Below are 24,872 nucleotides of genomic sequence, written 5' to 3' on the forward strand. Positions count from 1 at the left end.
TACCCTATCACCCTTTGCAAATCCCCCGCCCGCCTCTACTCTGCGTCAACCCTCCTGCATCGAGCACACCTCCCATGATGGACAGCCTCAGCGGTATCACGGCCTTCATTCAGGTGGCCGAAACCCGCAGTTTTACCGAAGCCGGGCGCCTGCTGGAAATCTCCTCCTCAGCCGTCGGCAAAAGCGTGGCGCGCATGGAAGAACGCCTGGGGGTGCGGCTGTTCCATCGCAGCACCCGCAGCGTCACCCTGACCACCGAAGGCGAGCTGTTCCTGGACCGTTGCAAGCGCATCCTCAGCGAAGTGGAAGCCGCGCAAATGGAGCTGCTGGAGTTGTCCGCCACGCCCAAGGGCAAGGTGCGCATCAGCGTGCCGATTCAGAACGTGTTGATCATGCCGGTGCTCGCCGGGTTCATGCGCGCCTACCCGGACATCGAGCTGGACGTGGACATGTCCGACCGCATGGTGGACGTGATCGAGGAAGGCTTCGACGCGGTGATCCGCACCGGCGCGCCGCAGGATTCGCGGCTGATGGCGCGCAAGTTGGGCGGCTATCAATTGCAGTTGGTGGCCTCGCCCGCGTACCTGGAACGCCACGGCGAACCGACGCACCCGGACGAGCTGATCAACCACGTGGCGTTGCTGCACAAGTTTCCGGCGACGGGGATGATCGAGCGCTGGCCGCTGCGCGTCGGCGATACGCACATCGAGCCGAATCTGGCGAAGGCCATGGCCTGCACCACGATGGATCCGCTGACGTATCTGGCGCTGGATGGGGTGGGGATTGCCTGCCTGCCGGACTTTTCAATCCGTCAGCCGTTGGCCGATGGCAGGCTGAAGGTGGTGCTGGCGGACTACACCGACCACACCGGCAACCTGTGGATGCTCTGGCCTGCATCAAAGCAGACCGCACCGAGGCTGCGGGTGTTGATCGATTTCTTCAAGGACAACATTCTCAAGGTTTGAACTAGCGTTGCAGGGCCTCGGCAATCGGGGCCTTGCTGATGCCGAAACTGAGCATCACCGCCAACCCGAGCACACCGATCACCGCACCGAGCCACAGCGCCGACGGCACGCCGAAGTGATCGACCATCAAGCCGCCAAACAGCGAACCCGAGGCGATTGCCACCTGGAAGGTGGTCACCAACATGGCGGAACTGGCTTCGGGCAATTGTGGCGAGGTCAGTTGCATCCAGGTGCTGACGCCTAATGGAATCGCGCCATAAGCAATGCCCCAGACCAGAACCGCCAATGCCACGCCCCAGCCATGCAGCGCGGGCAAGGCCAGTTGCGCGATCACCATCAACACCACCACCGCCCCCAGGGACAGGCGCAGATGCTTGACGATGCTCCCAGCCATCGCGAAGTTGGCGAGCATGCCGACCAGGCCGAAGCCGAGCAGGATCCCGGTGATTGCACTCGGCGTGTAACCGGCGTTTTGCCCAAGGAATGGCGCGATGTAGGTGTAGGCCGTGAAGTGTGCCGCCACGACCGTGCCCAACAGCAACATGCTGCGTCGGGCGTTGCTGCGGCGCAGGAAACCCAACAATGCGCGCACCTGCAAGCCTTCGCGGGACGGCAACGACGGCAAGGTCAGCCACTGCGCGAGCAACGTCAGCAACGCCAACCCCGCTGTCGCCGCAAACGATATCCGCCAGGAAAACAACGTGCTGACAAAGGTCCCGAACGGCACCCCGAGCACCGTCGCCAGGGTGATGCCGCCGAAGATCAGCGCCGTTGCTTTTGCGGCTTTTGCTTCGCTGACCAAGCGCCCGGCCGCCGCAATTGCCACGGCCCAGAAACCGCCCAGTGCGACACCCAACAGACCTCGGCCGAGCAGCATGATCGTCAGCGAAGGCGCCAGCGCCGATACCACGTTGGAAGCCACCAGTAACAGCGTCAATAACAGCAGCAGATGCCGTCGATTCATCTTCCCGGCGCCCAGCATGATCGCCGGTGCCGAGACGGCCGCGACGATGCCCGGCACGGTCACCATCAACCCCGCGACACCATCGGTAATGTCCAGGCTGTTGGCAATCTGCGGCAGGATGCCCACCGGCAGGTATTCGGTGGTGACAAACGCGAAGGCGCCGAGGGCGACCGAGAACACCGACAGCCAGTCGCGGGCGGAGGATGGCGGCTCAAGCGCAAGCGCCGGGGTGGCCGGTATCACGTGTATGTCGTTCATGGGGAAAGCTCCACAGTTATAAGTGGAGCCATGGTAGGGAGCGGCCCGGCACGGAAAAACGGTGCAGCGCTCCGATCACTGTGGATCGATGACTCCGCAATCCGACGCTCCGGGCCACGGATTAGCGCCGTTACTGTCCAAAGAGCTCGGCCCTCCAGGCTGTTTTTCCCAAAGCCTGCGCTCCCTAGACTTCGCCTCGTCTGCCATCAACCTTACGAGGCCACACCCATGACAACTTCACGTTCCCCCATTCGCGTCGGCATCGTCGGCGTTGGCACGTGGGCCCGCCACGGTCACCTGCGTGTATTGGCGCTGCTGCCGCAATACCGGGTGCAAGCGGTGTACAGCGAACACCGCGAACGCGCCGAAACGGCGGCCAGCGAATACGGCATTCCACAGGTCGCCGACTCCCTCGACGCCTTGGTGAATAACCCCGAAGTGGACCTGGTGGTGGTGCTCAACACCGCACCGCAACACGAGCAAACCGTGCGCGCCGCCATCGCCGCCGGCAAAGACGTCTACTGCGAATGGCCGCTGACCACCACCACTGCGGCGTCCGAACAATTACTGCACCTGGCCAAGGATGCCGGCGTGCGTCACATCGTCGGCCTGCAACGCCGCCACGCGCCGCACAACCGTTATCTGCAAGACCTGTTGCAACAAGGGTATGTGGGCCAATTGCGCTCGGTGCGCCTGCACGTCAGCACGCATTATCTTCAGGCGCTGCGCTCCAATTCTTTGCGCTGGACGGCCCCGGAAGAAAACTTCTCCAGCGTCATTGCGATTTATGCCGGGCACTTCCTCGACATGCTGTTCACCGCCACCGGTTGGCCGCTGAAAGTGTCGGGGCTGACCGTCAGCCAGTTCCCGAAAGTCACCATCGTCGAAACCGGCGAAGTGCTGGACAGCACCGCGCCGGATCAACTGGTGCTCAGTGGCCTGTTGGAAAACGGCGCGGTGGTGTCGATCCATATCGAGGGCGGCAAACGCAACGGTTCCGGCGTGCAGATCGACATCACCGGCGACCAGGGCGACCTGAAAATCACCAACCGTTCCGCCTTCGGTGGCGTGGGCGATGACTACGTGATCGAGGGTGCCCACGGCGATGACCAGCCGTTGCAAAGCCTGCCAGTGCCGGACAGTTATCAACGCCTGCCCGAATCCGGATTGCCCTCGGCGGTGTTGGAACTGGCAGAGTTGTATCACGTGTTTGCCCAGGACCTGGCGGATGGCACTCACGCGGCGGCGACGTTTGAGGATGCGGTTCGGATGCATCGGTTGCTGGATGTGGCCAAGGTTGGAAATCAATTACCGCTCTGACTTATCACCTGTGGCACAGGGTTATGTGGTGAGGCGGCTTGTGTGGCGAGGGGGGGGTCTCGAAGCTTGGCTTCATGGCAATACGTTCCTGCTCGGCGCCTGACTACAAACGCCAGAATCGAATCACCGGCGCCATCACAAAACCCGAGCGGCTTTGATACAACCCCGTTACCCAACCTGTTACCTGCCCGAACAATCCCCTGCAAACCCCCATCACGAATGTAACGTCAAGACACTTCGCCCCCCTGCCCGCCGCGCCTAGTGTGAAGCCGTCAATGGGCTTACAGGGTTGTGACACATCATCGGCATCGCCCGCCTCCCGCCAGTGGAGGCATGGAAGACCTGTCACGGGTGCTGCCTGATGGTTGCTCGGATTCGACGCCCGCTGCCCATTGATTGCCTAAACACAACCCAGACAGAACAGAGGGACACCATGAGTAAGTCAAACGTTGCAAGCACTCAACAAGCACTGCACGACGACGTTCAAGCGGCCGTCAAATCGATTCTCGGCGCCTCAAGTTCAACGGCCCTGAAAACCACCGACTACAGCAAAGTGCTGACGTCGACCCTGGCCGCTACCCAGAAATCGGTCAAGATCCAGATCGCTTCCGGTGACCTGACCACGCTCAAGCAGTCCGGCTACAAGCTGTGCTTTGCCAAGAAGGTCGGTACCGAAGACTACAACGTGGTCTGGCAGTCCTACGTCAATTACCTGAGCAACAACACCTTCAGTTGGACGCCGCAATACCAGTTGTTCGGCTCCAATTCGTTCCAGGCCAACGTTCAAGTGGATGTGTCGACCAACCTCGTCACCATCGGCCTGGGCCAACAGTCGATTCTTGACTCGTCCGGCTTGCTGGGCAATGCGACCACCGGTGGGCCCGACACCTCCATCATGCTGGTCAATCAATACGGTGCGATTCACCCCGGCGTCAGCCAGTTGTCCACGGGCATCGACGGCAAGCAAGTCGCCACCCCGATCTACGTGGCCACTAAACAAGTGGTTATCGGACAGACTGTGCTGACGCCTGTCGAGACCATTCTTGTCTGGTTCGAACAGAATGTGCAGACCAGCACCATGTTCAGCACCTCGCGCTCCCAGGCCATCGAGGTCGACCTCACCTTCGATAACAACGCGACCCGTCTCTACTCGGGTGGTTCCTGGACTGTGGTGTAACGGTGACATCGGGGGCAACCTCGCGGTTGCCCCTTCTCTCAGGCATCGTCACTGCCCCGGTCGAAATAGCCCGTCAGTGAACGGCAGATCGATTCGGCCAGGTCTTCCTGGGTCGCGATGCCGTAGGGGTGACTGCGATCAAATTGTGCCGACCAGCGAATCCGCCCCTGAGCCACATCAATCAGGCGCACCGACGCCCGGACCCGGGCCGGCTCCACCCGCACACTGCCCTCCAGCGAATAACTGCCACGCCCCACCCGCTCCGGCACCGGCGTTTTCACGCTGCTGCATGGCACCTTCATCAGCACATGGTTGGCATGGGTCTGGGAATGCTCGAAGGACTCGAACAGCCGGCAACTCAACTCTTCGCACAAGCCTCGGGTAAAGTCGTCGCCATCATGGGTGATGCAGGTAAACGGCTGCAGTTGCAGCACCGGATGAGGGTGGCTGGCCACTTTCGGCCTGAGCCGTTCGTACGCCAGGCGATAACTGCCGGCCGGCAAACTCAGGCGCATCAGGTCGTGTTGACCGAGGGTGGTGTAATAACTGTTGAGCTTGCGCCGCAGGCGGCCGACCTGCACCCGCACCACCGGATCGTCGACCGTTGAATACACCGCCGGGTCACGGCGAAACACCGCGAGGCCAATGGCGTGTTCAGTCAGAGGAGTGTTCGACAACTGCAAGTCATGCTCGACCAGAAACCGCAGCAAGCCACCCATTCGCCGGGATTTGGCAAACAACGGGCTGGCCAGGAGCAGCGCCAGCACCCGCTCCACTTCATCCCGACCGAACGGCTCGGGAACCGCGTGCACACGTGTTTCGGCAATGCGTTTGATCACCATCAGTCTGCCTCCATGCAGATTGTTGCGTTCAACGTGGGCGTTGCACGGGCGAAGCTTAGCAGTTGCGCGGGATTGTGTAGTGGCACCTTGGCATATAGCGCTGGGGGCTAACGCTCCGGGGCTACCATTCGAAAGCGGATGTTGATGTCTTTGGAGACCACACCGTCTGCCCACTCTCCGGCGCCGATCTTGAAGTCGTCACGATTGAGGGCGAACTCACCGACAAAAACCCCAATGCCACTCTCCGGCTTCAACTCGACCTGAACCTGGACCTTACGGGTGATGGTTTTGAGCGTGAGGTTACCGGCAAACAGATAGCGGTTATCGCCCAGGGCTTTGACGCTGGTGGATTCAAAAGTCCCCAGCGGGTAGGTGGACGTGTCAAACCACGCAGGCTTTTGCAACTCGGTGTTGGCGTCACTGCTGCCGGCATCAATGCTGCTCAGCTCAATACGCAGGGCGGCGTGGGCGGCGACGGGGTTTTGCGTGTCGAAATCAAGAGTGCCTTCAAACTGACTGAACGTGCCGTAGACCCGCGAGCCAAACTGGTCGAAGGTGAAGCTGATCTGGCTGGCCGCGGTGTTGACCTGGCTGTATTCGACGGCCTGGGCCCCTGGGGAAAAACCGACCGCAACCACCGCCGACAGTGCGGCAAACTGCGGAAATCGAAAGCGCATGGAATGCTCCGGTCAGAGGGGCCCGAGGAACGCACGAGCATAAGGCCTGGCATCCTTTTAAGGAAAGTCTAGCCATCAATCTTGTCGCCATGGTCATCGAGCGCCAGTTGAAACTGGACGCGCACTTCAAACCCTTGCGTCCTGCCTGTCGCCGGTGATGCCAGGGTCAGGCTGGCACCGACACCTTGCACAATGGTTTTGGCAATTGCCAGCCCCAACCCTGAACCGCTGGCTTCACTGTTGCCCCGCACAAAGCGCTCGGTCAGGCGCTGCAACACCGGCGCGGGCACCGTCGGGCCACCGTTGACCACCTGCAGCAGCGCTTGATCGGACAGGCTGACCTCGACCGGTTGGTCCGCGGCGCCATATTTCAGCGCGTTTTCGATCAGGTTACGCAACAGGACGCCGAAAGCGTCCGGATCAATCGCCGAGTAAACGCTGGCCTGACGGGGCAATTGCAACTCGATCCGCTGTCCGCTGCTGTGATTCCACTCATCAACCACATGGGCCAGCAAGGGAATGAGGTCCTGAGGCGCCTCGGACAACAATCCGCCTCCCTCAGCCTTGGCCAGTTGCATGAGTTTTTCCGAGAGCCGGGCCAGCTCGCGCAACGAGTTTTCGATCTTCGCCGCACGCACGCGCAATGGCCCTTCGGGTGTTTCATGGCGCAGCCGCTGGATCTGCGCCAGGGTCGCGGCCAGTGGGGTACGCAGTTCGTGGGCGCTGTTGGCGGTAAAGCTGCGTTCGGCCTCCAACGCCTTGCGCAAACGCTCCAGCAAATGGTTGACCGCGCCGGCCAACGGGTTGATTTCTGCCGGCAGTCGCGCCACGTTGATCGGTGACAGATCGCCCACACCACGAGCCTCCACGGCGCGACGATAGGCCAACACGCTGCGCAGGCTGATGCGTACGAACAGCCAGGTGCCCAACAGGCTGATGGGAATCAGCGCCAACAACGGCAACAACAAGGCAAACAAGGCTTCCCGGGCGGCCTCTCGGCGATGATTCAGCGGTTCGGCGATCTCGATGAACAGCGTCCCCCGCAGCGCACTCGCGCCATACAGACGGTATTTACCGGTGGTGGAAAACCCTTCCGTCGGCTGTTTGTTGAAGATCTTCGGGTTGGCGTCGTGGGACTTCATCAGAATCTCGCCCTTGGCATCGCGCACCAGGTATGTCAGGTATTCCTTGTGGGTTTTCAGGGTGGCAATGTGCTGTGATTCGCGGGGTTCTTCACGGTTGCTGATTTCCAGCACGGCCAGGGGCAGGATGCGTTGTGCGGTTTCCTCCAGAGCGCTATCGAACGCCTCGTTCAACTCATGTTGCACCACCAGCCAGGCCCCGACGGTCGCCCCTAGCCAGAGCAAGGTCATGCCCAGGGTCAGCCCCAGGCCAAGGCGTTTTTGCAGACTCGACGGCGACTTCATACGGACATCAACCGGTAACCCATGCCGCGCACGGTTTCGATCAGGTCACGCCCGAGTTTTTTACGCAAGCGACTGATGTACACCTCGATGGTGTTGCTCTCGATTTCCGCACCAAACGCATACAAACGTTCTTCCAGCTGCGACTTCGACAACAATGCGCTGGGCCGCTGGACAAACGCCTCGAACAGCGCCCATTCCCGCGCCGTCAGGTCCACGCAGGAGCCGGAACGATGAACCGTGCGGGCGTTCATGTCGATCTGCAGTTCGCCAAGTTTGATCAGCGGGTTGGGGTTGCCGCTGTAACGTCGGGCCACGGCCGCCACACGGGCCGAGAGCTCGAACAGGTCGAACGGCTTGACCAGATAATCGTCGGCCCCGGCATTGAGTCCGGCAATGCGATCGGATATCTGGTCCTGGGCGGTCAGGATGATCACCGGGGTCACGTCCCCCGCTGAACGCTGTTGACGTAAAAAGTCCAGCCCGCGCCCGTCCGGCAGCATCAGGTCCAGCAGGATCAAGTCGTAAGGCGTGGTGCGCACACTGTTGCGCGCATGGTCCAGGCGCTGCACCCAATCGACGGCATGGCCGTCATCGGCGATCTGCTCGCGCACCGCCTCCCCGAGCCCTGGTGCATCCTCGACCAATAAAACCCGCATCTGGCACCTCCTGTGATGGTTGTCGTGCAGCACCTTAACGGCCTCACCTGACGGGAATCTGAAGATTCAGCTGGTTGTCAGGAATGCACCTTAGGGTATGCCTCAGACGCCACGCCGACAGGAGACAGATCATGAAATCAGCTTTTATTGCCCGAATCGCGCTGCTGAGCGTGCTGCTCAGCGGTTACGCCCTGGCCGATGACGACTGCAGCGAGCCGGTCAGTGATTGGCAAGCGCGAGACACCCTGCGTCAGCAGGTAGAGCAGCAATACGGCTGGAGCGTGCAACGGATCAAGGTCGACGACGGTTGCTACAAGCTCAAGGGCGCCGACCGCAAGGGCAACGCCATCGAAGCCCGCTATGCGCCCGCCTCCCTGCACCTGCGCACGCTGCAGATCAATTTCGGCGACGACGGTGACGCCCGGGACTACCTCGCCAGCCCCAACGCCGAATGATCATTGCAGTTTTTTCCAGGGCTTTCAGGTTGCTGTCAGCCAGCAGGTCCAGGCTCTCGCCACAACGCTCAAACAGGACTCCCTCATGAAAAAAATCATCACTGCAACCTGCCTTGTCGGTGCCATTGCCCTGCCGGGGCTGGTTCAGGCCCGTGAAGTGACCCTGACCACCCAGCTCAAGGACTACAGCGGCAACGATGCGTACCTGGCGATCTATGTCACCGACGCCAATGGCCAATACCAGAAAACCCTGTGGGTGGCCGGCAAGAAGGCCAAGTACTACCGGCACTTGACGGATTGGGCCCGTGGCAGCGGCATGAACCCGAGCGAATTCGACGGGGTCAGCGGCGCCAGTGTCGGCAGCGGGGGCACCCTGAAAGTCAGCGTTGAACTGGCAGACACCTTGATTGACGCCGGGTATCAGATCCGTATCGACAGCGCCGTGGAAAACAAGCGCGAAGGTCGAGCCGACGTCAGCGTGCCCCTGACCGCCAAAGGTTCAGGCAAGCCGGCGACCGGTAGCACTTACGTCGATTCCTTCACTTACGACCTGTAGCACCCACAACCCTGGAGGCTGAACATGCTTCGCCAGTTCCATTCACTGCCCGGTTTGATCGCCGCCCTGTTGGTCATGATATTGGCCATCAGCGGCGCGGTATTGTCCGTAGATCCGGCCCTGGAACGCCTGCACAGCACATCCACCGCTGCCGGGCAGCTCAACGTCGGACAGTTGGCCGGGCGTGTCGCCAGCCACTTTCCCGGCGTGGAGCAAATCCAGCGCACGGCGTCCGGGACGGTCATTGTCTACTACAACCAGGACGGTCAGTCCGGGGCCGAAAAGGTCGACCCGCTGACCGGTCAGGGCCTCGCGCCCTATGAGCCGTCAGCCTTCTCACGCTGGATCAAAGACCTGCACCGCTCGCTGTTCATGGGCACACCGGGCCACGGAGTGGCGGGCGTCGGTGCGCTGTTCATGTTGATCCTGTCGGTGTCCGGCGCGCTGTTGCTGGCCCGGCGCCTGGGCGGCTGGCGCAATCTGCTGCGGCCACTGCGCGGCACGTTCAGCCAGCGCTGGCACGCCGAAGTCGGACGCTTGGCCTTGCTCGGTCTGCTGCTGTCGGCGCTGAGCGGGCTCTACCTGTGCGCCACCACTTTCGGTTTGATCGCCGACGGCAGTCAGAGTGAACCGGCCTTCCCCACCCACATCAGCACCGGCCCGGTGTTGCCGGTGGCCAACCTGCAAGCCCTGCGGGCCATCGACCTGAATGACCTGCGTGAACTGGTGTACCCCAGCCCCGGCAACCCACAAGACGTGTTTTCTCTGCGCACCGCCCAAGGCGACGGTTACGTCGACCCGGTCAGTGGCGCGTTGCTGTCCTGGCAAGCCCACGACTCGATGCACAAGGTTTACCAATTGATCTACCGGTTGCACACCGGTGAAGGCCTCTGGTGGTTGGGCCTGCCGCTCGGGCTCTGCGCCCTCTGCGTGCCGTTGATGAGCGTAACCGGCATGCTGCTCTGGTGGCGCCGCCGCAAGGCCGGCCCGAACATCCGCCACAACAGCCCCGCCCAATCTGCCGACAGCGTGATTTTGGTGGGCAGTGAAAACAACAGCTCCTGGGGATTTGCCAAAGCCTTGCATGATGCCCTGCACCTGGCCGGACATCGGGTGCATAGCACAGCGATGAATACATGGACGGGCGATTACCGCGATGCCAAACGGGTGTTCATCCTCACCGCGACCCATGGTGACGGCGACGCACCGGCCTCGGCGTCGCAGTTCCTGACACGGCTGAACACCGTCGGCCTCAAACCCGACCTGCCGTTTGCGGTACTGGGTTTGGGTGACCGGCAGTTTCCGCGTTTCTGTCAATACGCCCATCAGGTGCACGATGCGATGGTGCAGGCCGGCGGCTCGCCGCTGCTAGGGCTGGAAACCGTCAACCGCCAGTCCGCTCAGGAATTTGCGCGTTGGGGCCTCGCGTTGGGTGAGGTGCTCGGGCATGAGCTGACACTGGTACATACCCCGCAGCAGCCACAGTCCCATCAATTGCAACTGACCGAACGCATTGTCTACGGCGAACAGGTGAATGCACCGACTCACGTACTGCGCTTCAAGGCGCCCGGCGTACTCCCGGACTTTCTGGCCGGTGATCTGGTCGGGATTTTCGCCCCCGATAACCCGGTTCCGCGCTTTTACTCGCTGGCCAGCAGTTCAGAAGACGGTGTGCTGGAAATCTGCGTGCGTAAACACGAAGGCGGTGTGTGCTCGCAGTTCCTGCATGGGCTGAAGATCGGCGCGCCAATCGAAGCCTTTATCCAGCCTAACCCGCAATTTCGTCCGGCGTCGGGCGACCACCCGGTGATCCTGATCGGCGCGGGCACCGGCATTGGTCCCCTGGCCGGTTTTATCCGCAACAACAAGGCGCGCCACCCGATGCACCTGTATTGGGGCGGACGCAACCCGACCTCGGATTTTCTTTACGAGCCGGAGCTTAATCGTTACCTGGCAGACCGTCGCCTCACGGCGTTGCGCGCGGCATTTTCCCAGGTTCAAGACCGCAGCTACGTGCAAGACCGGCTGATCAGCGATGCCCTGGCCTTGCGCCGGCTGATTGAGAAAGGCGCCCAGGTGTTGGTGTGCGGCAGTCGAGAAATGGCCAAAGGCGTGATGCTGGCCCTGGATGAGGTGCTCGCCCCTCTCAATCTGACTGTGCTGACCCTAAAGGCACAAGGACGCTACCGTGAAGATGTCTACTGACAGGCAACGCTACAGCCTCAACGGCGAAACCATGGGCACACGCTACACCGCCCTGTTCTATGCCGAGGCCGGGATCGACACCCACGAAATCGGCCTCAGCCTGGCGCACGCCGTGGACCGGGTGGACCAGCAAATGTCCATTTGGAAGCCCGACTCTGACCTCAACCGTCTCAACGCTGCCCCCGAGCAGGAGTGGCTGTCAGTGCCCGAAGAGCTGGCCACGGTGTTGTCCGCCGCGCTGCGGGTCAGCCAACAATCCGGCGGCGCCTTTGACATCGCCGTCGGTGACCTGGTGAACGCCTGGGGTTTCGGTCCCGGCGAACAGTCCGTCACGCAGCAGACGCCCGGAACGCCGCCACCGCGCGCTCGACTGTCCGCCAGCGCGGCGCTGGTGGTTGACCCGCAACGCAATCAGGTTCGTAAACGCGCACCGCTGAACCTTGATTTGAATGGCATCGCCAAGGGCTTTGGCGTCGATGAACTGGCCCGTTGCCTGGAGCGTTTTGGCATTGATCGCTACCTGGTCGGCATCGACGGCGAGATGCGCGCCCGTGGTGTCAAACCCGATGCGCAACCCTGGGTCGTGGCCATTGAAAAACCCCGTCGGGGCGTGCGTGAAGTCATGGGTGTGATGGAGCTTGGCGACGCCGCTATCGCCACGTCCGGGGACTACCGACATTGGATTGATGTGAAGGGGCACGCCTATGCCCACACGATGGACCCGGTCACCGGCGCACCGCTGAACAACCCGCTCGCGGCGGTCACCGTGGTAGCGGCCTCGTGCATGCTTGCCGATGCCTGGGCCACGGCGCTGATGGTGTTGGGCGAGATCGAAGGCCCACGCCTGGCTCAGGAACGCGGGATGGACGCGTTGTTCGTGCTGCACGACGGTGACCAGTTCAAAGAAATATCCATTGTCGGCGGCCAATTGCAGGCGCAGATTGAAACCCGCCCGATGCGAACAACCTAATGACAGTGAGTCCCGCTAAACCATGAAATTCATGCACAGGCATACCGAGTCTCACCGCAGCGATCGAATTGGCTGGCTGCGCGCCGCCGTCCTGGGGGCCAACGACGGAATCGTCTCCACCGCCAGCCTGTTGATCGGCGTCGCCGCCGCCAACGCCACTCACTCAACGTTGCTGGTCACCGGGATGGCCGGGCTGGTGGCAGGCGCCATGTCCATGGCCGCGGGTGAATACGTCTCCGTACACTCTCAGGCGGACACCGAACGGGCTGACCTGTCCCGGGAACGAGCCGAACTGGCCAGCGACCCGAAATCCGAACACATAGAACTGGCCAACATTTACAGGCATCGCGGTGTCTCACCCGAGTTGGCCCATCAGGTGGCCGACCAACTGATGGCCCATGACGCCCTCGGTTCTCACGCCCGGGACGAACTGGGCATCAGCGCAGTACTCACGGCCAAACCGCTGCAGGCTGCCCTCGCCTCGGCCGCCAGTTTTGTGGTCGGTGCCGCCTTGCCGCTGGCGGTGGTTTTCATCGCGCCAGCACCCAGCGTGGTGCCGTGGATCTGCGCGATGTCGCTGGTGTTTCTCGCCAGCCTGGGCGCCGTCGCAGCCAGGGCCGGAGGTGCCAACGTATTGATCGGTGCCTGGCGTGTGACGCTGTGGGGCGTGCTGGCCATGGGTATCACGGCGCTGGTGGGATCGCTATTCGGGGCCGTGGTTTAGTTCGCGTTTATGCCTGAAACACAAAGGGCGCCCGATCCAGGATCGGGCGCCCTTTGTGCGTTAACGACTACACCACGCCGACGAAATCACTCGCCGTCAGGGCGACATGCCCGACCAGGTCGATCTGAAAATCGGCCGCGTTACCTGTGTTTACATTGCCCTCCACATAAGTGTGGTCAACCCCGCCGACGTTGACGAAGTGGTATTTCAATTGCGCCTGGTTGTTGAACTCGTTGCCGGCGCCATTCCACTCGCCAAGGAAGGTGAAGTCCTGATTACCGGCCGAACCGGCGCCGGAGGTCCGGGCATCAATCAGCGACAGATCGATGTGGTCGGTGCCGTGCACAAAGTCGGTAATCACGTCGCGGCTTGCGGTCGATGTGCCGGAGTCGTTGATCGAGCTGAACACAAACGTGTCCGCCCCTGCACCACCGGTCAACGTATCGCGGTTGCCATTTCCGTTCAGTGTGTCGGCACCGCCACCACCGCTCAAGGTGTCGATGTTGCCCTGGCCGGTCAGTACGTTATCGGCATTGTCGCCCGTCAGGCTGTTGGTGCCGCGGCTGCCGACGACATTCTCGACGCCAGTCAAGGTGTCGTTGCCGGTTTGCGAGCTGAAGGCCGAACCGGTGGTCAGATTGACCGTGGCGTTGGCCGTAGTCCCGGACAGGTCGTAGGTATCGATGTCAGCGCCACCGTCATAAGTGTCGTTGCCATCGTTGACCGACGCCTGGAAGGTGTCATTGCCAAGACCACCGAACAGGTTGTCCAGGCCTTGCCCACCGCTCAAGGTGTCATTGCCACTGCCACCGTCGATGAAGTCGTTACCGCCTTGTCCCAGCAACTGGTTGTTGGCCGCATCGCCCTGGATGTGATCGTTGCCAGCGCTGCCGATGACGTTTTCGATACCGGTCAAACTGTCACTGCCGGTCTGGGCACTGGTTGACGTACCGGCCTGCAAATCCACCGTAGCTGCCGCCGAAGTGGCCGACAAGTCATAGCTGTCGGTGCCCGAGCCACCGTCATAGTGGTCGTTACCGTCGTTCACCGATGCCAGCAGCGTATCGTTGCCCGCCTCGCCGAAGATCGAGTCATTGCCTGCCAGGCCGCTGAGTTGGTTGTTACCACCGTTGCCATGGATAACGTTATCCAGCCCGTTACCGGTGCCGTTGATGTTGTTGGAGCCCAGCAAGGTCAGGTTTTCGACGTTGGCACCCAAGGTGTAGCTGACCGAGGACATGACCGTGTCCGTGCCCTCGTTCAGGCTCTCCTGAACCACATCGCCATTGGTATCGACCATGTAGATGTCGTTGCCGGCGTTACCGCGCATCGTGTCGTTGCCCGAGCCGCCATCCAGCAAGTCGGAACCCAGGCCACCGTTGAGCACATCGTTGCCCGAATAGCCCATCAGGATGTCCTGAAAGTTGGTGCCATTGAGCGTGTTACCGACGAAGTTGGTGCCCTCGATAAAGCGTCCGACTGCCTCCGACGGGTCAGACGTCAACTGCTCCACCGTGCCGTTGTTATCGGTGTAAGTCGTGATCACCCGCAGTTGCTGGCCGAACTGTGCCGAGGTCGGCGCAAAGGTCGCTGCATTCGCCCCGGCGATGCTCAACCAGGCCGCCCCCACCAGCGCTTGCCACTGATAGGAGAACCCGCTCGGCCCAGGCAAGCCGTCGGCGTCCTGGATCGCCGCCGTGTTGGCGGTCAGCCGATATTGGGCCGGCACCGGACGGCTCGGGGTGGTTGGCGCGGTGGCAAACCCTGACAACACCACATTACCGGTCGGCAGATGATTAGTGATGCTCAGGTTCACCGTGCGATCGGCGAAGCGCAGTTTCTCCACGCCTATCACGATGTCGGTGCCATCGATGTTCGCCGCGCCGACCCGCAGGTCCACCACTTTGAACGCGGTGATCAGTTCGCCACCCGGCCGGGTATCGGTGAACTTGGTGATGCTGTAGTTGGCAAAGTTGCCCGAGAACAGCGCCGTGTCCGCCGCACCATCAGCCGTGCCCGGGGCTTGATGGTTGTCACCCAGAATGAAATCGGGGCGAGTCGATTGCAGGCCGGTAAAGTGTTGAGCAAACCCCTGGCTGGCGAGCAAGTGATTCAGGTCGGCAAGTTTGATCGAATCACCGACGATCACATCATTGCCGCCGTTACCTTGGGAGACATCATCACCACTGCCGCCAATCAGCCAGTTTTCCGTGGCATCACCGATCAGGCCCGCAGAAGGATTGGCCGGAGCGGCCGAGTTCGGCCGGCTGTCGCTGAAACGTGAGCCGATCAAGCCTTCAATGTCGGTGAGCAAGGCGTTGAACGGTTGGAACAGTACTGCAGTGCCGGGTGCCGCCACGATGTTCTGATTGTTGAGGTCGGCCGCCGCATCCAGCGCAATATTCACATCGCTGAACGCGGCGATATCGAACCCGACATCACCAATGGCTTCATCACCGTCACCCTGGCCAGGCGCACCGCCCAGGCCTGGCAACAGAATATCGTCACCGGCACCGCCGAACTCCTGGTCACCGGAGGAGCCACCGGAAATGATGTCGTCACCATCCTCGCCAAACAGAATGTCCGGGCCGTCGCCACCGTAGATCTCATCGTTGCCGTCACCACCATGCACCAGGTCGGTATCGCCACCGGCATCGATATAGTCATCGCCGGTACCACCGTAAATTTCGTCGATCCCGGCCTCGCCGTAGAGGTGATCGTTACCGCCACCGCCAATCACCACATCGAGCACCCCGGCGCTGGACCCGGCATAGATGATGTCGTCCCCTTCCCCGCCATCGAGGAAGTCCTCGATATCACCACCGTAAATCACGTCGTTGCCGTCGCCGCCATAGATATGGTCGGCGCCAGACTTGCCGTCGAGCACGTCGTCGCCACCTTCGCCGTAAATCGTGTCATCGCCGTCCCCGGCGTCGAGCCAGTCGTTGTAGTCAGTCCCCACCAACACTTCGTGGGAGTTGTAGCCCACTGCCGCCGTGCCATCGGGGTTTTGCCCCTGATCCGGGCGATAGTCGCGGATGTAGGTTTGCGCCACGTGGGTTTCCGGGTTCGCCAGGCTCATCAGCAAGCCGTTACCGCCGATGCCGCCACTGCCGCCGGTGGAATAAACGCCCACATGGTTGGCCGCGATCAGGGTGCCGTACTTGTGCTCGCTCTTGTACGCCGTCGCACTGGCGCCGGAATCGGTGTAGCTCAGTTCGATGTAGCTGTCGGCGTAGCCGAACACATCACCGGCCAGGTGCCGGGCGTCGGTGGTGCGCTCGATAATGTCCTTGAATTGCTCGGTCACCACCTGCTCGTTGAGGTTGGTCATGGCCGGCAAGCCGAGGTCGAGGCGGAACAGGTAGTAGAACCGGTCACCGTCCATCAACCGTTCCATCTGGTCCTCGAAGATCGCGTTGAACGTGGTGCCCAGTTGCCCGGTGTAGACATGTTTTTCCGCCAGACCGCCGATCCACAGATCAATCGCGTTGTAGCCGTCATAGCCCGCCACATGATTGCCGTTGGCATCCGCCGCGCCGGACAGGAAATAGGCCGCCTGTTCGGCCGTGACACTGCCACCGGCATAGTTGACGGTGAGGCCCGAAATATCGGCATCGATAATCGCCTGGGCATGGGCCACGTCACCGTCGAAGGAATACGCGGCGATGAAGTTCACCAACGATTCGGGGTGAATCATGTTGTTGGCGAAGTCACTCCAGCTCGTATAAGGCGTCAGGCCATCGACGATCAGGTTGGTGTGGTGCTGCGCGCCGGCCGGTGACGCCCGTTCGGCAATCAACGCATCGTGGATCTGCTGGCGGGCCTGGTTGAGGGTTGGCAAGCCCAGGTCGCGGCCACGGGCCAGGTTGATCGTCGCCAGGTCCAGCGGCTGGCCGAGCAAACCTTGTTGCAGGGCCGGGGTGACGAACTCGTCGATTTCGTTGCTGATCTGCCGGGTCATGCCCAACGCAATGGCCGTCGGCCCGATATCGGCGAAACCACCTGGGTTGAGAAAAGCCTGCTCCAGCGCATAGTGGGTAATCGCGCCCGTCAGGTCGTAGCCGCCACTGGCGTTTTTCTCCAGGGCATCGATGGTTTCACGCAGTTGCGAGTGGCCGAAGCGGAACGCCGCCTGGCCGTATTCCAGCGAAATGTTGGTGTTGATGCCTGAGTCGTAGGTCACGAATTCCGGCAGGTCCGGGGTAATCAACCGGGCGTACTGGTCGATCGCCACGTGCTGGTATTCCATTTCCACGGTCAGCTTGGCGGCATAAAACAGCTTGTCCTGATCCCAGGACACCGTGACGCCATCGGCCAGCGTGAAGTTGCCATTGGCATCGCTGTAGAAACCACCGCTGCCATTGCTGATCTGCACCTGCCAGTTGTGCCGCACCGTGACGTCGGTTTGCGCCAGCACCTCGTTCTGCAGGTTGATCAGCTGCACGTTGTGGTCTTCGTGGAAGACGTGGTGAATGGCGGTCAGCCCGAAGTTTTCATTTACCCGGCCGTCACCGGCAATGTAGTGGTCGCCCACCGATTGCAGCAGCAACTCGTTGGCCACCGCAAAGTCGGCGCTGCCGGCGGCGGCGCTGATGGTGAAGTCGGCAAAATTGACGAAGCTGAACAGGTTTTTCGGCCCTGAGTTGTCGTAGTTGAAGACCATGCCATATGGGTTGTTTGCATCGAAGGTGATGCTGGTGATGTGCGCGTCCAGCGACATCAGCTTCGCTTGATCAATATGCAGATCGTCGAAGTGCGGGTTCATGTCCAGCAGGATCGCTTCGCGGGTGTACACCGCTTGCACGCCGGCGGTGGTCGGGTCGGCATCCAGTACATGGCCGTGGGCGTCGCGTACACGGAAGTTGGCGATGTCGTCCCAGGTCAGGTCGTCACGCCCGGTGGCCAGTACATGGGCGCGCAGTTCGCTCAAGGTCGGCAGCGTCTGATGGGTGACCACGCCGTTGAGGGTCCAGGCGGCGTCATCACTCAACGTGGTGCCGTCGAACAGCGCGGCCCCGGCGATGAATTGGCCCGGGTGATTGGGGTCCGCGACCCACTGGCGCAGCAATTGGGTCACGGCGTCGTTGGAGCCGTAAGTCTGGTTCTGATCGATGTACGGCGAATCGAGGTTGACGTATTGCGCCTGGCCCTGGCCGTCCACTTCGCTGACCGAAGCGCGGTGCACTTTGATCGAGTAAACCGGTTGCCCGTCCGGGCCGATGGAGCCGTACAACGGATCGTCCGGCGCCAGGGGAATGGTGATCGTCGCGTTCTGATTGGGCTTGTTGATGAAGTCCAGGCCGTGGTCGAAGAACTGCCCGAACAAGGTGAACCAGCCGGTGGTCGACGGGTCGCCGCTGACCGTATTCTGGTTGCGAATGTAGTACTGGCCGGAGTCCGGCGAGGTGGTATCGACTTCGCCGATGGCGCCCAGAATCCCCGGATCCGTGACGATTGCCACACCTGTTGCGGTGTGCTGGATGTGCCCGTTGGCATCGGTGGCAAACGTCACACCGCCACTGACGATGGTCTGGCTGATCATCCGGGGCGTGTAGTCCACCAGTGAAGCTGTCGGATCGCTATACAGTGAACTACTGTCAGTCATGGGCGTGGCGCCGACGGGCACACCCTGCCCCGTCAATGCCGCGTTGCTCAGGTCCTGGTGGACGTAATGCGTGTAGTCGGAATGAGTCAGGCGAATGAAGTTTTGACTGAAACTGCCCCAGGCCTGACCGTCCTGGGTCATGTTGTTGAAGTGGCCAGAAACGTTGCGCAGGCCGATCGGGTCGCGGGCGCCGTTGTACCAACTGGTCTCGCCGGGAGGCGTGTCCAGTGGGTTGAAACTGCCCAGTACACCGAGCACATGGACATTGCCGTCCGAGCCATCGTAGCCGTACAGCGGCTGACCCGCAGTGTTGTAGCCAACGATGTGAATGGTGGGAAAAGACACCTGCTGCTCAAGAAACGAAATATCGTTTTGGTTGAGGGTGAAGCGTTTTAGCGCATACATGGCGAGCTCCAGATATTCGTTGAGTTGCAGGGTTTTCCAACCGACTTATCACGATGATCAGGGAAACGAACCGATGGCAAAAGATGCAAAAGTCGAATCAAAAAACCAGACTATTGTCAGTGGTCAGGCTGAGACTTTGGTCGGGCCCGCACCGTCATCCGCGGCGGGTCACACTCGCCACTGGCGCAGCCGAATCAAGGCCAGGACGCGCAACCTGAGCCGCTCCACCCAGTTTGTGATTGCTGCCGCGTTGATCCTGGGGCTGACGATGTTTTTCGTCGGCAAACTGGTGAGTGCACGAATAGAACGGGCCGCCGTGCAAAGCGCCGCCGAGGCCGGCGCCCATTACATGGAAGCGTTTCTGGAACCCTACGTTCAGGAGATGAGCCGCGATAACGGGCTGTCGCCCACCAGCATCAAGTCCCTGGACCGGCTCATGGAAAGCCGTTCGCTGAAGCGGCACATCGTCTCGATCAAGATCTGGCGCGCCGACGGCACCGTGGTGTACAGCACGGACAAATCCATCACCAATCGTAAATTCCCGATGGACGAGATCGCCCAAGCACTCAAGGGCAATGTGGTCACCGACCTGGAGGACCTGGATCAGGAAGAGAACGAGTTCGAGCGAAATCTGAACGTGCCGCTCTATGAAATTTATGCGCCGCTGCGCGAATTCCACTCTGGAAAAATCATCGCCGTGGGCGAGTTTTATGAAAAGGCTGAAAGCCTGGAGCAGGAAATCAATCGGGTACGTCAACAAGTGTGGATGGTAGTCGGCGCCGCGACGCTGGCCATGCTGGCGCTGCTGTTCTTCCTGGTGCGACGCGGCGACAAAATCATTCAGCGCCAGCAAGTGGCTTTGCGCTTGCGCTTGCTGGAGCAAACCCGGTTGCACGTCAGTAATGCCGCGCTGCAGCGCAAGATGACCACCGCGACCCAGGAGTTTTCACGCATCAACGAACTGACCCTGCGCCGCATCGGGGCGGACCTGCACGACGGCCCGGCGCAACTGTTGACCCTGATTCTGATCCGGCTCGACGATCTGGCCGAGAACTGCACGGAAGTCGATCAGGAGTCGATGGAAACCATTCGCGGCGCGGCCACCGATGCGTTGCGCGAGGTACGGGATCTGTCCCGGGGGTTGGCCCTTCCGGAAATCAACGAACTGACCCTGTTGGAGGAGTTGCGGCTGGTGGCACAACGGCACGAGCAACGCACCGGCACCAAAGTCAAACTGAAACTGGGGCCGTTGCCGGAAGCGGTGCAGCTACCGCTCAAGCTTTGCATCTACCGTTTCGTCCAGGAAACCCTGAACAATGCCTACCACCACGCCCAAGGCAAAGGTCAGGTTGTCAGCGGGAACCATGTCAACGGGACGTTGCTCATCACCGTCAAAGACAGTGGCCCAGGCATGACAGCCGACGCCTTGGTGGCTGACCCCGACGGCAGGATACGGTTGGGGCTGGCCGGTTTGCGTTATCGGGTCGAATCCCTGGGCGGGCAGTTCAGTATTGATTCATCACCCGGCAAAGGCACCTTGGTCAACGCACAATTCAAGCTGTAGTCAGGAACCATCCCGGACGCCCAGATGCGCCGCCCCAGGGCTGATGTGCAGTCGGCTGATGGCCTCGCGCTCCCAATAACGCCTCAGGGCCGTGACCGCTTCCACACGATTGCGCGCATGCAGCTTCTGCATCACGCAGGTCATGTAGTACTTGACGGTTTTTTCACTGATCAGCAGCTTTGACGCCACTTCCTTATTGGTCAGGCCTTTTGAGACTTCTCGAATGATCTGCTCCTCCCGATGGGTGAGGTCGATCTTGTGCACTTGCGCTTCGTGCTTTTTGAAATTGATCAGCAGCTTATTGGCAAATTCGGGCGTGATGTACGTTTCACCCCGGGCAATCGAGCGAATCGCCAGTACCAGGTCCGGTCCGCTGACCCCTTTCAATACATAGCCGCGCGCCCCGGCTTCAAGCGCCGAGTAAGCATCATCCTCGGACTCGGAAACGGTCAGCATCAACACTTTGACGTCTGGCAAATGCGTGGCAATGAAGCGCACCGCGCCAAACACATCGCCCGGCATATTGACGTCCATCAGCATCACATCCGGACGTTCGCGCTGGGCGATATCCCGGGCATCGTCCGCGCTGGCGCCCTGCTCCACAACTTGCAGGTCAGCCCTTTTTCTCAGCGTATTGGCCACACCTTCACGCAACAACGGATGATCGTCGGCAATGCCGATTCGAATAAAAGGGTTCATGACGCACTCCCCGAGAGGCCAAGTACTCGGACACACATTGATTAATAGCAGGTAACCCCATCGGACGCCGGTCGCCGGTCGGGTACGGCAAGGGCCAAAACGTCGAAAATTAGACTTAGGTCGGACGAAATTCAGCCGTCAACAAGCCCTCATCATCACAACCCGCTGAAAAACACGTCGCCAACTCATTGTTTTACAACACAGTCAAAACCGCCAAAAAAACGCCAACGGCATAAAACCCGGACCTGCCCCTGATCCGACCAACAGTCGCTCTCCTACGCTGAGGTACATAAAACCACGGCATTGGAACCTTCCGATGGACAAGAAAACCCAGCAGCGATCCGAGTTTGCCGAAGTGTTTTTTCGGCTGCGCCATACCTTCTATTCGCTGGCCGGCTTCAGTGGCGTGATCAACGTGCTGATGCTGGCACCGGCCATTTATATGCTGCAGGTGTACGACCGAGCACTGGTCAGCAGTAACCTCACCACGCTGCTGATGCTGACGATTCTGATGATCGGTTTGTACACCCTGCTGGCCATGCTGGAAGTGGTGCGCACACGGGTGCTGATCCGGGTTGGCAATCGACTGGACATGGCGCTGAACCGTCGCGTATTTACTGCCGCCTTCGAGCGCAATCTGCAGCGTGCCGGCGGCAACCCGGCGCAGGCTCTGCAAGACCTCGCGCAAGTGCGTCAGTTTCTCACCGGCAACGGCCTGTTTGCGTTCTTCGATGCGCCATGGACGCCGATCTACCTGTTCGTCGCCTACCTGATTCACCCGTTGCTTGGGGCCGTTACCCTCGGCGGCTCGCTGATCCTGGTCGCCTTGACCTGGCTCACCGAAATAGCCACCAAAAAACCCTTGGGTGAAGCGGGCATGGCCGCCCAGGTCTCCGGCACCTTCGCCAACAACAACCTGCGCAACGCCGAAGTCATCGAAGCCATGGGCATGTTGCCGGCGATCACCCGGCGCTGGTTCGGCAGTCACCTGCGGATACTGGAAATGCAAACCCTGGCGTCCGACCGGGCTGCCTACATCAGCGGTTTGGGGCGTTTTGTGCGGATCACCCTGCAATCGCTGATCCTTGGCACCGGTGCCTTGCTGGCGATTGAAGGCTCAATCACCCCCGGCATGATGATCGCCTGCTCGATCCTCAGCGGCCGCGCGCTGGCGCCGGTGGAGCAACTGATCGGCGCCTGGAAGCAACTGTTGACTAGCCGCCGCGCCTGGTCGCGATTGAGGAACCTGCTGCAGGAATTCCCGCCCCGGGCCGATGCGATGAAGCTGCAGCGGCCGTTGGGCATGCTCTCGGTGGAGCACCTGCACGCCGGGGCGCCAGGCATGAGCCAATCGATCATTCGCGGCCCGCACTTCAACCTGTCGCCAGGCGAATCCCTGGGCATCATCGGCCCGTCCGCATCCGGTAAATCGACCCTGGCGCGTCTGCTGGTGGGCATCTGGCCGGCGCAAAGCGGCAAGGTGCGCCTCGATGGCGTGGACGTTTACCTGTGGAACAAGGAGGAGCTCGGGCCTTGGGTCGGTTACCTGCCCCAGGACGTGGAATTGTTCGAAGGCAGCATCGCCGACAACATCGCGCGTTTCGGTGAAGTCGACAGTGACGCGGTGATCGTCGCGGCCAAGCGCGCCGGGGTGCACGACATGATCCTGCGCTTTGCCCACGGCTACGACACCGTCCTGGACGTGGACGGCAACCCGCTGTCCGGCGGGCAGCGCCAGCGCATCGGCCTGGCCCGCGCGCTCTACGGCGAGCCGGCGATCATCGTGCTCGACGAGCCGAACGCCAACCTCGACGACGCCGGTGAAAAGGCCCTGATCGAGGTCCTTGAAGACCTCAAGGTCCGGGGTTGCACCACGGTCCTGATCTCCCACCGCCCGAGCATCCTCGGCACCGTCGACAAAGTGCTGATGCTGCGAGAAGGCAGCACCCAACTGTTCGGTCCCCGGGAGGAAGTGTTTGCCGCCCTGCGTCAAACCAGCGTGCTGCCGACCGTGGGCGCACCCACCCTGTCAGCCGTTCGCGGGAGAGAATAAATGGGCGCCTTGAGTCTCGATCCCCGTGGCCAGGAACTGCAAAGCGCAGCGGCTAATATCGATGTCGATGACCACCGCCCGGCACGCTGGGGCGTGTTGCTGGTGATCCTCGGGTTTGGCGGGTTTCTGCTGTGGTCGTGGCTGGCGCCGCTGGACGCCGGGATCGTCGCCACGGCCACGGTCAAAGTCACCAGCAACCGCAAGACCATCCAGCACCTCACGGGCGGCAGCGTCGAAGCGATTCTGGTGCGCGAAGGCGACAGCGTCAGCAAGGATCAGGAACTGGTACGCCTCGACGCGACGCAAGCGTTGTCAGAACAAGGGGTGGTCAATGCCCAGTTCATCGCCACCAAAACCATGGAAAACCGTTTGGAAGCCGAACGTGACGGCTTGCCCGACGTGGCCTTCGACCCCGCCATGGTGCAGCGCTACGCCGGTAACGAGCACCTGAACAACGCAATCCTCCTGCAACGGCATTTGTTCACCACGCGCCGCGCCGCCCTTGAGGGCGAAATCGGCATCCTGCGTGAATCACTCAACTCCGCCGAGGCACAGATCAAGGGTCTGCAGCACATCTACGGCGCCCGCTCGGCACAGATCGGCTTCCTCAATCAGGAACTGGTCGGGGTGCGCCAACTGGCCGCCGAGGGCTATGTGCCGCGCAACCGCATGCTCGAACTCGAACGCACCGGCTCGGACCTCAATGCCTCCCAGGCCGATAACCTCAACAACATTGCCCGGGCCAAGGGCCAGGTGGCGGATATCAAGTTGCGCATCCTGCAGCGCGAGTTCGACTACCGCAAGGAAGTGCAGTCGATGCTGGCCGATGTGCAGAAGGAAAACAGCGCCCTCACCGACCGCTTGCAGGCCCTGGATTATCAGGTGCGGCACACGGTGATCCGTTCGCCCATCGACGGCATGGTCCAGGGTTTGAGCGTGTCGACCATCGGCGGTGTGATCGCTCCCGGTTTCAAGATCATGGAAATCGTACCGGGCCACGAACCGTTGCAGATCGACGCGATGATTCCGGTGCAAGCCATCGACCGCATGTCACCAGGCCTGCCGGTGAGCATCTCGTTCCCGGCGTTCAACCACGTGCAGACACCGAACATCCCGGGCCAGGTGCTGACCATTTCCGCCGACCGGCTGCTGAATGAAGAAAACAAGCAGCCGTTCTACCTGGCGCAGATCGAAGTGACGCCGGCCGGCATGGCCATGCTCGGCAGCAACCACATCCGTGCGGGCATGCCGGCCTCGGTCACCATCAAGACCGGTGAGCGCAACATGCTCAGCTACCTGTTGAAACCGCTGCTGGACCGCGTCAATAGCGCGTTCAAGGAGCAATGA

The 24,872-nt window shown here is 61.2% G+C and carries 18 protein-coding genes; 11 read left to right on the forward strand and 7 right to left on the reverse strand.

Annotated features, from left to right (window positions below; all coding sequences use genetic code 11):
* Positions 1-77: 77 nt before the first annotated feature.
* On the forward strand, positions 78-965 hold the full coding sequence (locus tag ACY4LX_RS21065) for a LysR family transcriptional regulator (protein WP_463260623.1): 888 nt from the start codon (positions 78-80) through the stop codon (positions 963-965).
* Position 966: 1 nt separating this feature from the next.
* Here ACY4LX_RS21065 and ACY4LX_RS21070 read toward each other — a convergent pair whose 3' ends face one another.
* Entirely contained in the window at positions 967-2,187 is a 1,221-nt protein-coding gene (locus ACY4LX_RS21070) for an MFS transporter (protein ID WP_149661675.1), read from the reverse strand.
* A 228-nt stretch (positions 2,188-2,415) separates the two neighbouring features.
* On the opposite strand from ACY4LX_RS21070, the gene ACY4LX_RS21075 reads away from it, so the two are divergent.
* The gene (locus ACY4LX_RS21075; RefSeq protein ID WP_463257713.1) at positions 2,416-3,507 is read left to right on the forward strand and encodes a Gfo/Idh/MocA family protein; all 1,092 of its coding nucleotides are present in this window, start codon (positions 2,416-2,418) and stop codon (positions 3,505-3,507) included.
* A 433-nt stretch (positions 3,508-3,940) separates the two neighbouring features.
* Positions 3,941-4,684 (forward strand): hypothetical protein, encoded by a 744-nt coding sequence (locus ACY4LX_RS21080; protein WP_463257714.1) that lies wholly within the window; start codon positions 3,941-3,943, stop codon positions 4,682-4,684.
* Between the two features lie 38 nt (positions 4,685-4,722).
* Here the strand turns inward: ACY4LX_RS21080 and ACY4LX_RS21085 are convergent, their stop codons facing one another.
* From ACY4LX_RS21085 to ACY4LX_RS21100, 4 genes are all read right to left on the reverse strand, one after another.
* Complete coding sequence (locus tag ACY4LX_RS21085; protein WP_149661672.1) at positions 4,723-5,526, reverse strand: hypothetical protein; 804 nt, start codon at positions 5,524-5,526, stop codon at positions 4,723-4,725.
* 107 nt (positions 5,527-5,633) lie between these two features.
* Entirely contained in the window at positions 5,634-6,203 is a 570-nt protein-coding gene (locus ACY4LX_RS21090) for a YceI family protein (RefSeq protein ID WP_463257715.1), read from the reverse strand.
* A gap of 68 nt (positions 6,204-6,271) precedes the next feature.
* Positions 6,272-7,630, reverse strand: coding sequence for a sensor histidine kinase (locus ACY4LX_RS21095; RefSeq protein WP_463257716.1), 1,359 nt, complete (start codon positions 7,628-7,630; stop codon positions 6,272-6,274).
* A complete protein-coding gene (locus tag ACY4LX_RS21100) occupies positions 7,627-8,286 on the reverse strand; it encodes a response regulator transcription factor (RefSeq protein WP_149661669.1) in 660 nt (219 codons plus the stop codon). Before ACY4LX_RS21100 ends, ACY4LX_RS21095 begins: the two co-directional genes overlap by 4 nt.
* Positions 8,287-8,417: 131 nt before the next feature.
* On the opposite strand from ACY4LX_RS21100, the gene ACY4LX_RS21105 reads away from it, so the two are divergent.
* From ACY4LX_RS21105 to ACY4LX_RS21125, 5 genes are all read left to right on the forward strand, one after another.
* Complete coding sequence (locus ACY4LX_RS21105) at positions 8,418-8,741, forward strand: PepSY domain-containing protein (protein WP_463257717.1); 324 nt, start codon at positions 8,418-8,420, stop codon at positions 8,739-8,741.
* A gap of 85 nt (positions 8,742-8,826) precedes the next feature.
* Positions 8,827-9,297, forward strand: a complete 471-nt coding sequence (locus ACY4LX_RS21110) for a DUF2271 domain-containing protein (RefSeq protein ID WP_463257718.1) — start codon at positions 8,827-8,829, stop codon at positions 9,295-9,297.
* Between the two features lie 24 nt (positions 9,298-9,321).
* Positions 9,322-11,502, forward strand: a complete 2,181-nt coding sequence (locus ACY4LX_RS21115) for a PepSY domain-containing protein (RefSeq protein WP_463257719.1) — start codon at positions 9,322-9,324, stop codon at positions 11,500-11,502.
* Entirely contained in the window at positions 11,492-12,472 is a 981-nt protein-coding gene (locus tag ACY4LX_RS21120) for an FAD:protein FMN transferase (RefSeq protein WP_463260624.1), read from the forward strand. The genes ACY4LX_RS21115 and ACY4LX_RS21120 overlap by 11 nt, the downstream gene beginning before the upstream one ends.
* Before the next feature lie 22 nt (positions 12,473-12,494).
* Positions 12,495-13,196 carry a VIT1/CCC1 transporter family protein gene (locus ACY4LX_RS21125; RefSeq protein ID WP_149661665.1) on the forward strand — a complete coding sequence of 234 codons (702 nt, stop codon included), beginning with the start codon at positions 12,495-12,497 and terminating at the stop codon, positions 13,194-13,196.
* 67 nt (positions 13,197-13,263) lie between these two features.
* Here the strand turns inward: ACY4LX_RS21125 and ACY4LX_RS21130 are convergent, their stop codons facing one another.
* Complete coding sequence (locus tag ACY4LX_RS21130; RefSeq protein WP_463257720.1) at positions 13,264-19,209, reverse strand: peroxidase family protein; 5,946 nt, start codon at positions 19,207-19,209, stop codon at positions 13,264-13,266.
* A 73-nt stretch (positions 19,210-19,282) separates the two neighbouring features.
* On the opposite strand from ACY4LX_RS21130, the gene ACY4LX_RS21135 reads away from it, so the two are divergent.
* Positions 19,283-20,773, forward strand: a complete 1,491-nt coding sequence (locus ACY4LX_RS21135; RefSeq protein WP_463257721.1) for a sensor histidine kinase — start codon at positions 19,283-19,285, stop codon at positions 20,771-20,773.
* On the opposite strand, the gene ACY4LX_RS21140 is transcribed toward ACY4LX_RS21135, so the two are convergent.
* Positions 20,774-21,472 carry a response regulator gene (locus ACY4LX_RS21140; protein ID WP_149661662.1) on the reverse strand — a complete coding sequence of 233 codons (699 nt, stop codon included), beginning with the start codon at positions 21,470-21,472 and terminating at the stop codon, positions 20,774-20,776.
* Positions 21,473-21,788: 316 nt separating this feature from the next.
* On the opposite strand from ACY4LX_RS21140, the gene ACY4LX_RS21145 reads away from it, so the two are divergent.
* Both ACY4LX_RS21145 and ACY4LX_RS21150 read left to right on the forward strand, forming a co-directional pair.
* Positions 21,789-23,525 carry a type I secretion system permease/ATPase gene (locus ACY4LX_RS21145; RefSeq protein WP_463257722.1) on the forward strand — a complete coding sequence of 579 codons (1,737 nt, stop codon included), beginning with the start codon at positions 21,789-21,791 and terminating at the stop codon, positions 23,523-23,525.
* The gene (locus ACY4LX_RS21150; protein ID WP_463257723.1) at positions 23,526-24,872 is read left to right on the forward strand and encodes an HlyD family type I secretion periplasmic adaptor subunit; all 1,347 of its coding nucleotides are present in this window, start codon (positions 23,526-23,528) and stop codon (positions 24,870-24,872) included.

Source organism: Pseudomonas sp. Emmai (assembly GCF_055179735.1).

Excerpts from the sequence above, each read along its gene's own strand:
- ACY4LX_RS21100 (WP_149661669.1), bottom strand. The coding sequence starts at position 8,286 with ATGCGGGTTTTATTGGTCGAGGATGCACCAGGGCTCGGGGAGGCGGTG.
- ACY4LX_RS21140 (WP_149661662.1), bottom strand. The coding sequence starts at position 21,472 with ATGAACCCTTTTATTCGAATCGGCATTGCCGACGATCATCCGTTGTTG.
- ACY4LX_RS21090 (WP_463257715.1), bottom strand. The coding sequence starts at position 6,203 with ATGCGCTTTCGATTTCCGCAGTTTGCCGCACTGTCGGCGGTGGTTGCG.
- ACY4LX_RS21135 (WP_463257721.1), top strand. The coding sequence starts at position 19,283 with ATGGCAAAAGATGCAAAAGTCGAATCAAAAAACCAGACTATTGTCAGT.
- ACY4LX_RS21145 (WP_463257722.1), top strand. The coding sequence starts at position 21,789 with ATGGACAAGAAAACCCAGCAGCGATCCGAGTTTGCCGAAGTGTTTTTT.
- ACY4LX_RS21125 (WP_149661665.1), top strand. The coding sequence starts at position 12,495 with ATGAAATTCATGCACAGGCATACCGAGTCTCACCGCAGCGATCGAATT.
- ACY4LX_RS21150 (WP_463257723.1), top strand. The coding sequence starts at position 23,526 with ATGGGCGCCTTGAGTCTCGATCCCCGTGGCCAGGAACTGCAAAGCGCA.
- ACY4LX_RS21105 (WP_463257717.1), top strand. The coding sequence starts at position 8,418 with ATGAAATCAGCTTTTATTGCCCGAATCGCGCTGCTGAGCGTGCTGCTC.
- ACY4LX_RS21120 (WP_463260624.1), top strand. The coding sequence starts at position 11,492 with ATGTCTACTGACAGGCAACGCTACAGCCTCAACGGCGAAACCATGGGC.
- ACY4LX_RS21110 (WP_463257718.1), top strand. The coding sequence starts at position 8,827 with ATGAAAAAAATCATCACTGCAACCTGCCTTGTCGGTGCCATTGCCCTG.
- ACY4LX_RS21080 (WP_463257714.1), top strand. The coding sequence starts at position 3,941 with ATGAGTAAGTCAAACGTTGCAAGCACTCAACAAGCACTGCACGACGAC.
- ACY4LX_RS21130 (WP_463257720.1), bottom strand. The coding sequence starts at position 19,209 with ATGTATGCGCTAAAACGCTTCACCCTCAACCAAAACGATATTTCGTTT.
- ACY4LX_RS21065 (WP_463260623.1), top strand. The coding sequence starts at position 78 with ATGGACAGCCTCAGCGGTATCACGGCCTTCATTCAGGTGGCCGAAACC.
- ACY4LX_RS21075 (WP_463257713.1), top strand. The coding sequence starts at position 2,416 with ATGACAACTTCACGTTCCCCCATTCGCGTCGGCATCGTCGGCGTTGGC.
- ACY4LX_RS21095 (WP_463257716.1), bottom strand. The coding sequence starts at position 7,630 with ATGAAGTCGCCGTCGAGTCTGCAAAAACGCCTTGGCCTGGGGCTGACC.
- ACY4LX_RS21115 (WP_463257719.1), top strand. The coding sequence starts at position 9,322 with ATGCTTCGCCAGTTCCATTCACTGCCCGGTTTGATCGCCGCCCTGTTG.
- ACY4LX_RS21070 (WP_149661675.1), bottom strand. The coding sequence starts at position 2,187 with ATGAACGACATACACGTGATACCGGCCACCCCGGCGCTTGCGCTTGAG.
- ACY4LX_RS21085 (WP_149661672.1), bottom strand. The coding sequence starts at position 5,526 with ATGGTGATCAAACGCATTGCCGAAACACGTGTGCACGCGGTTCCCGAG.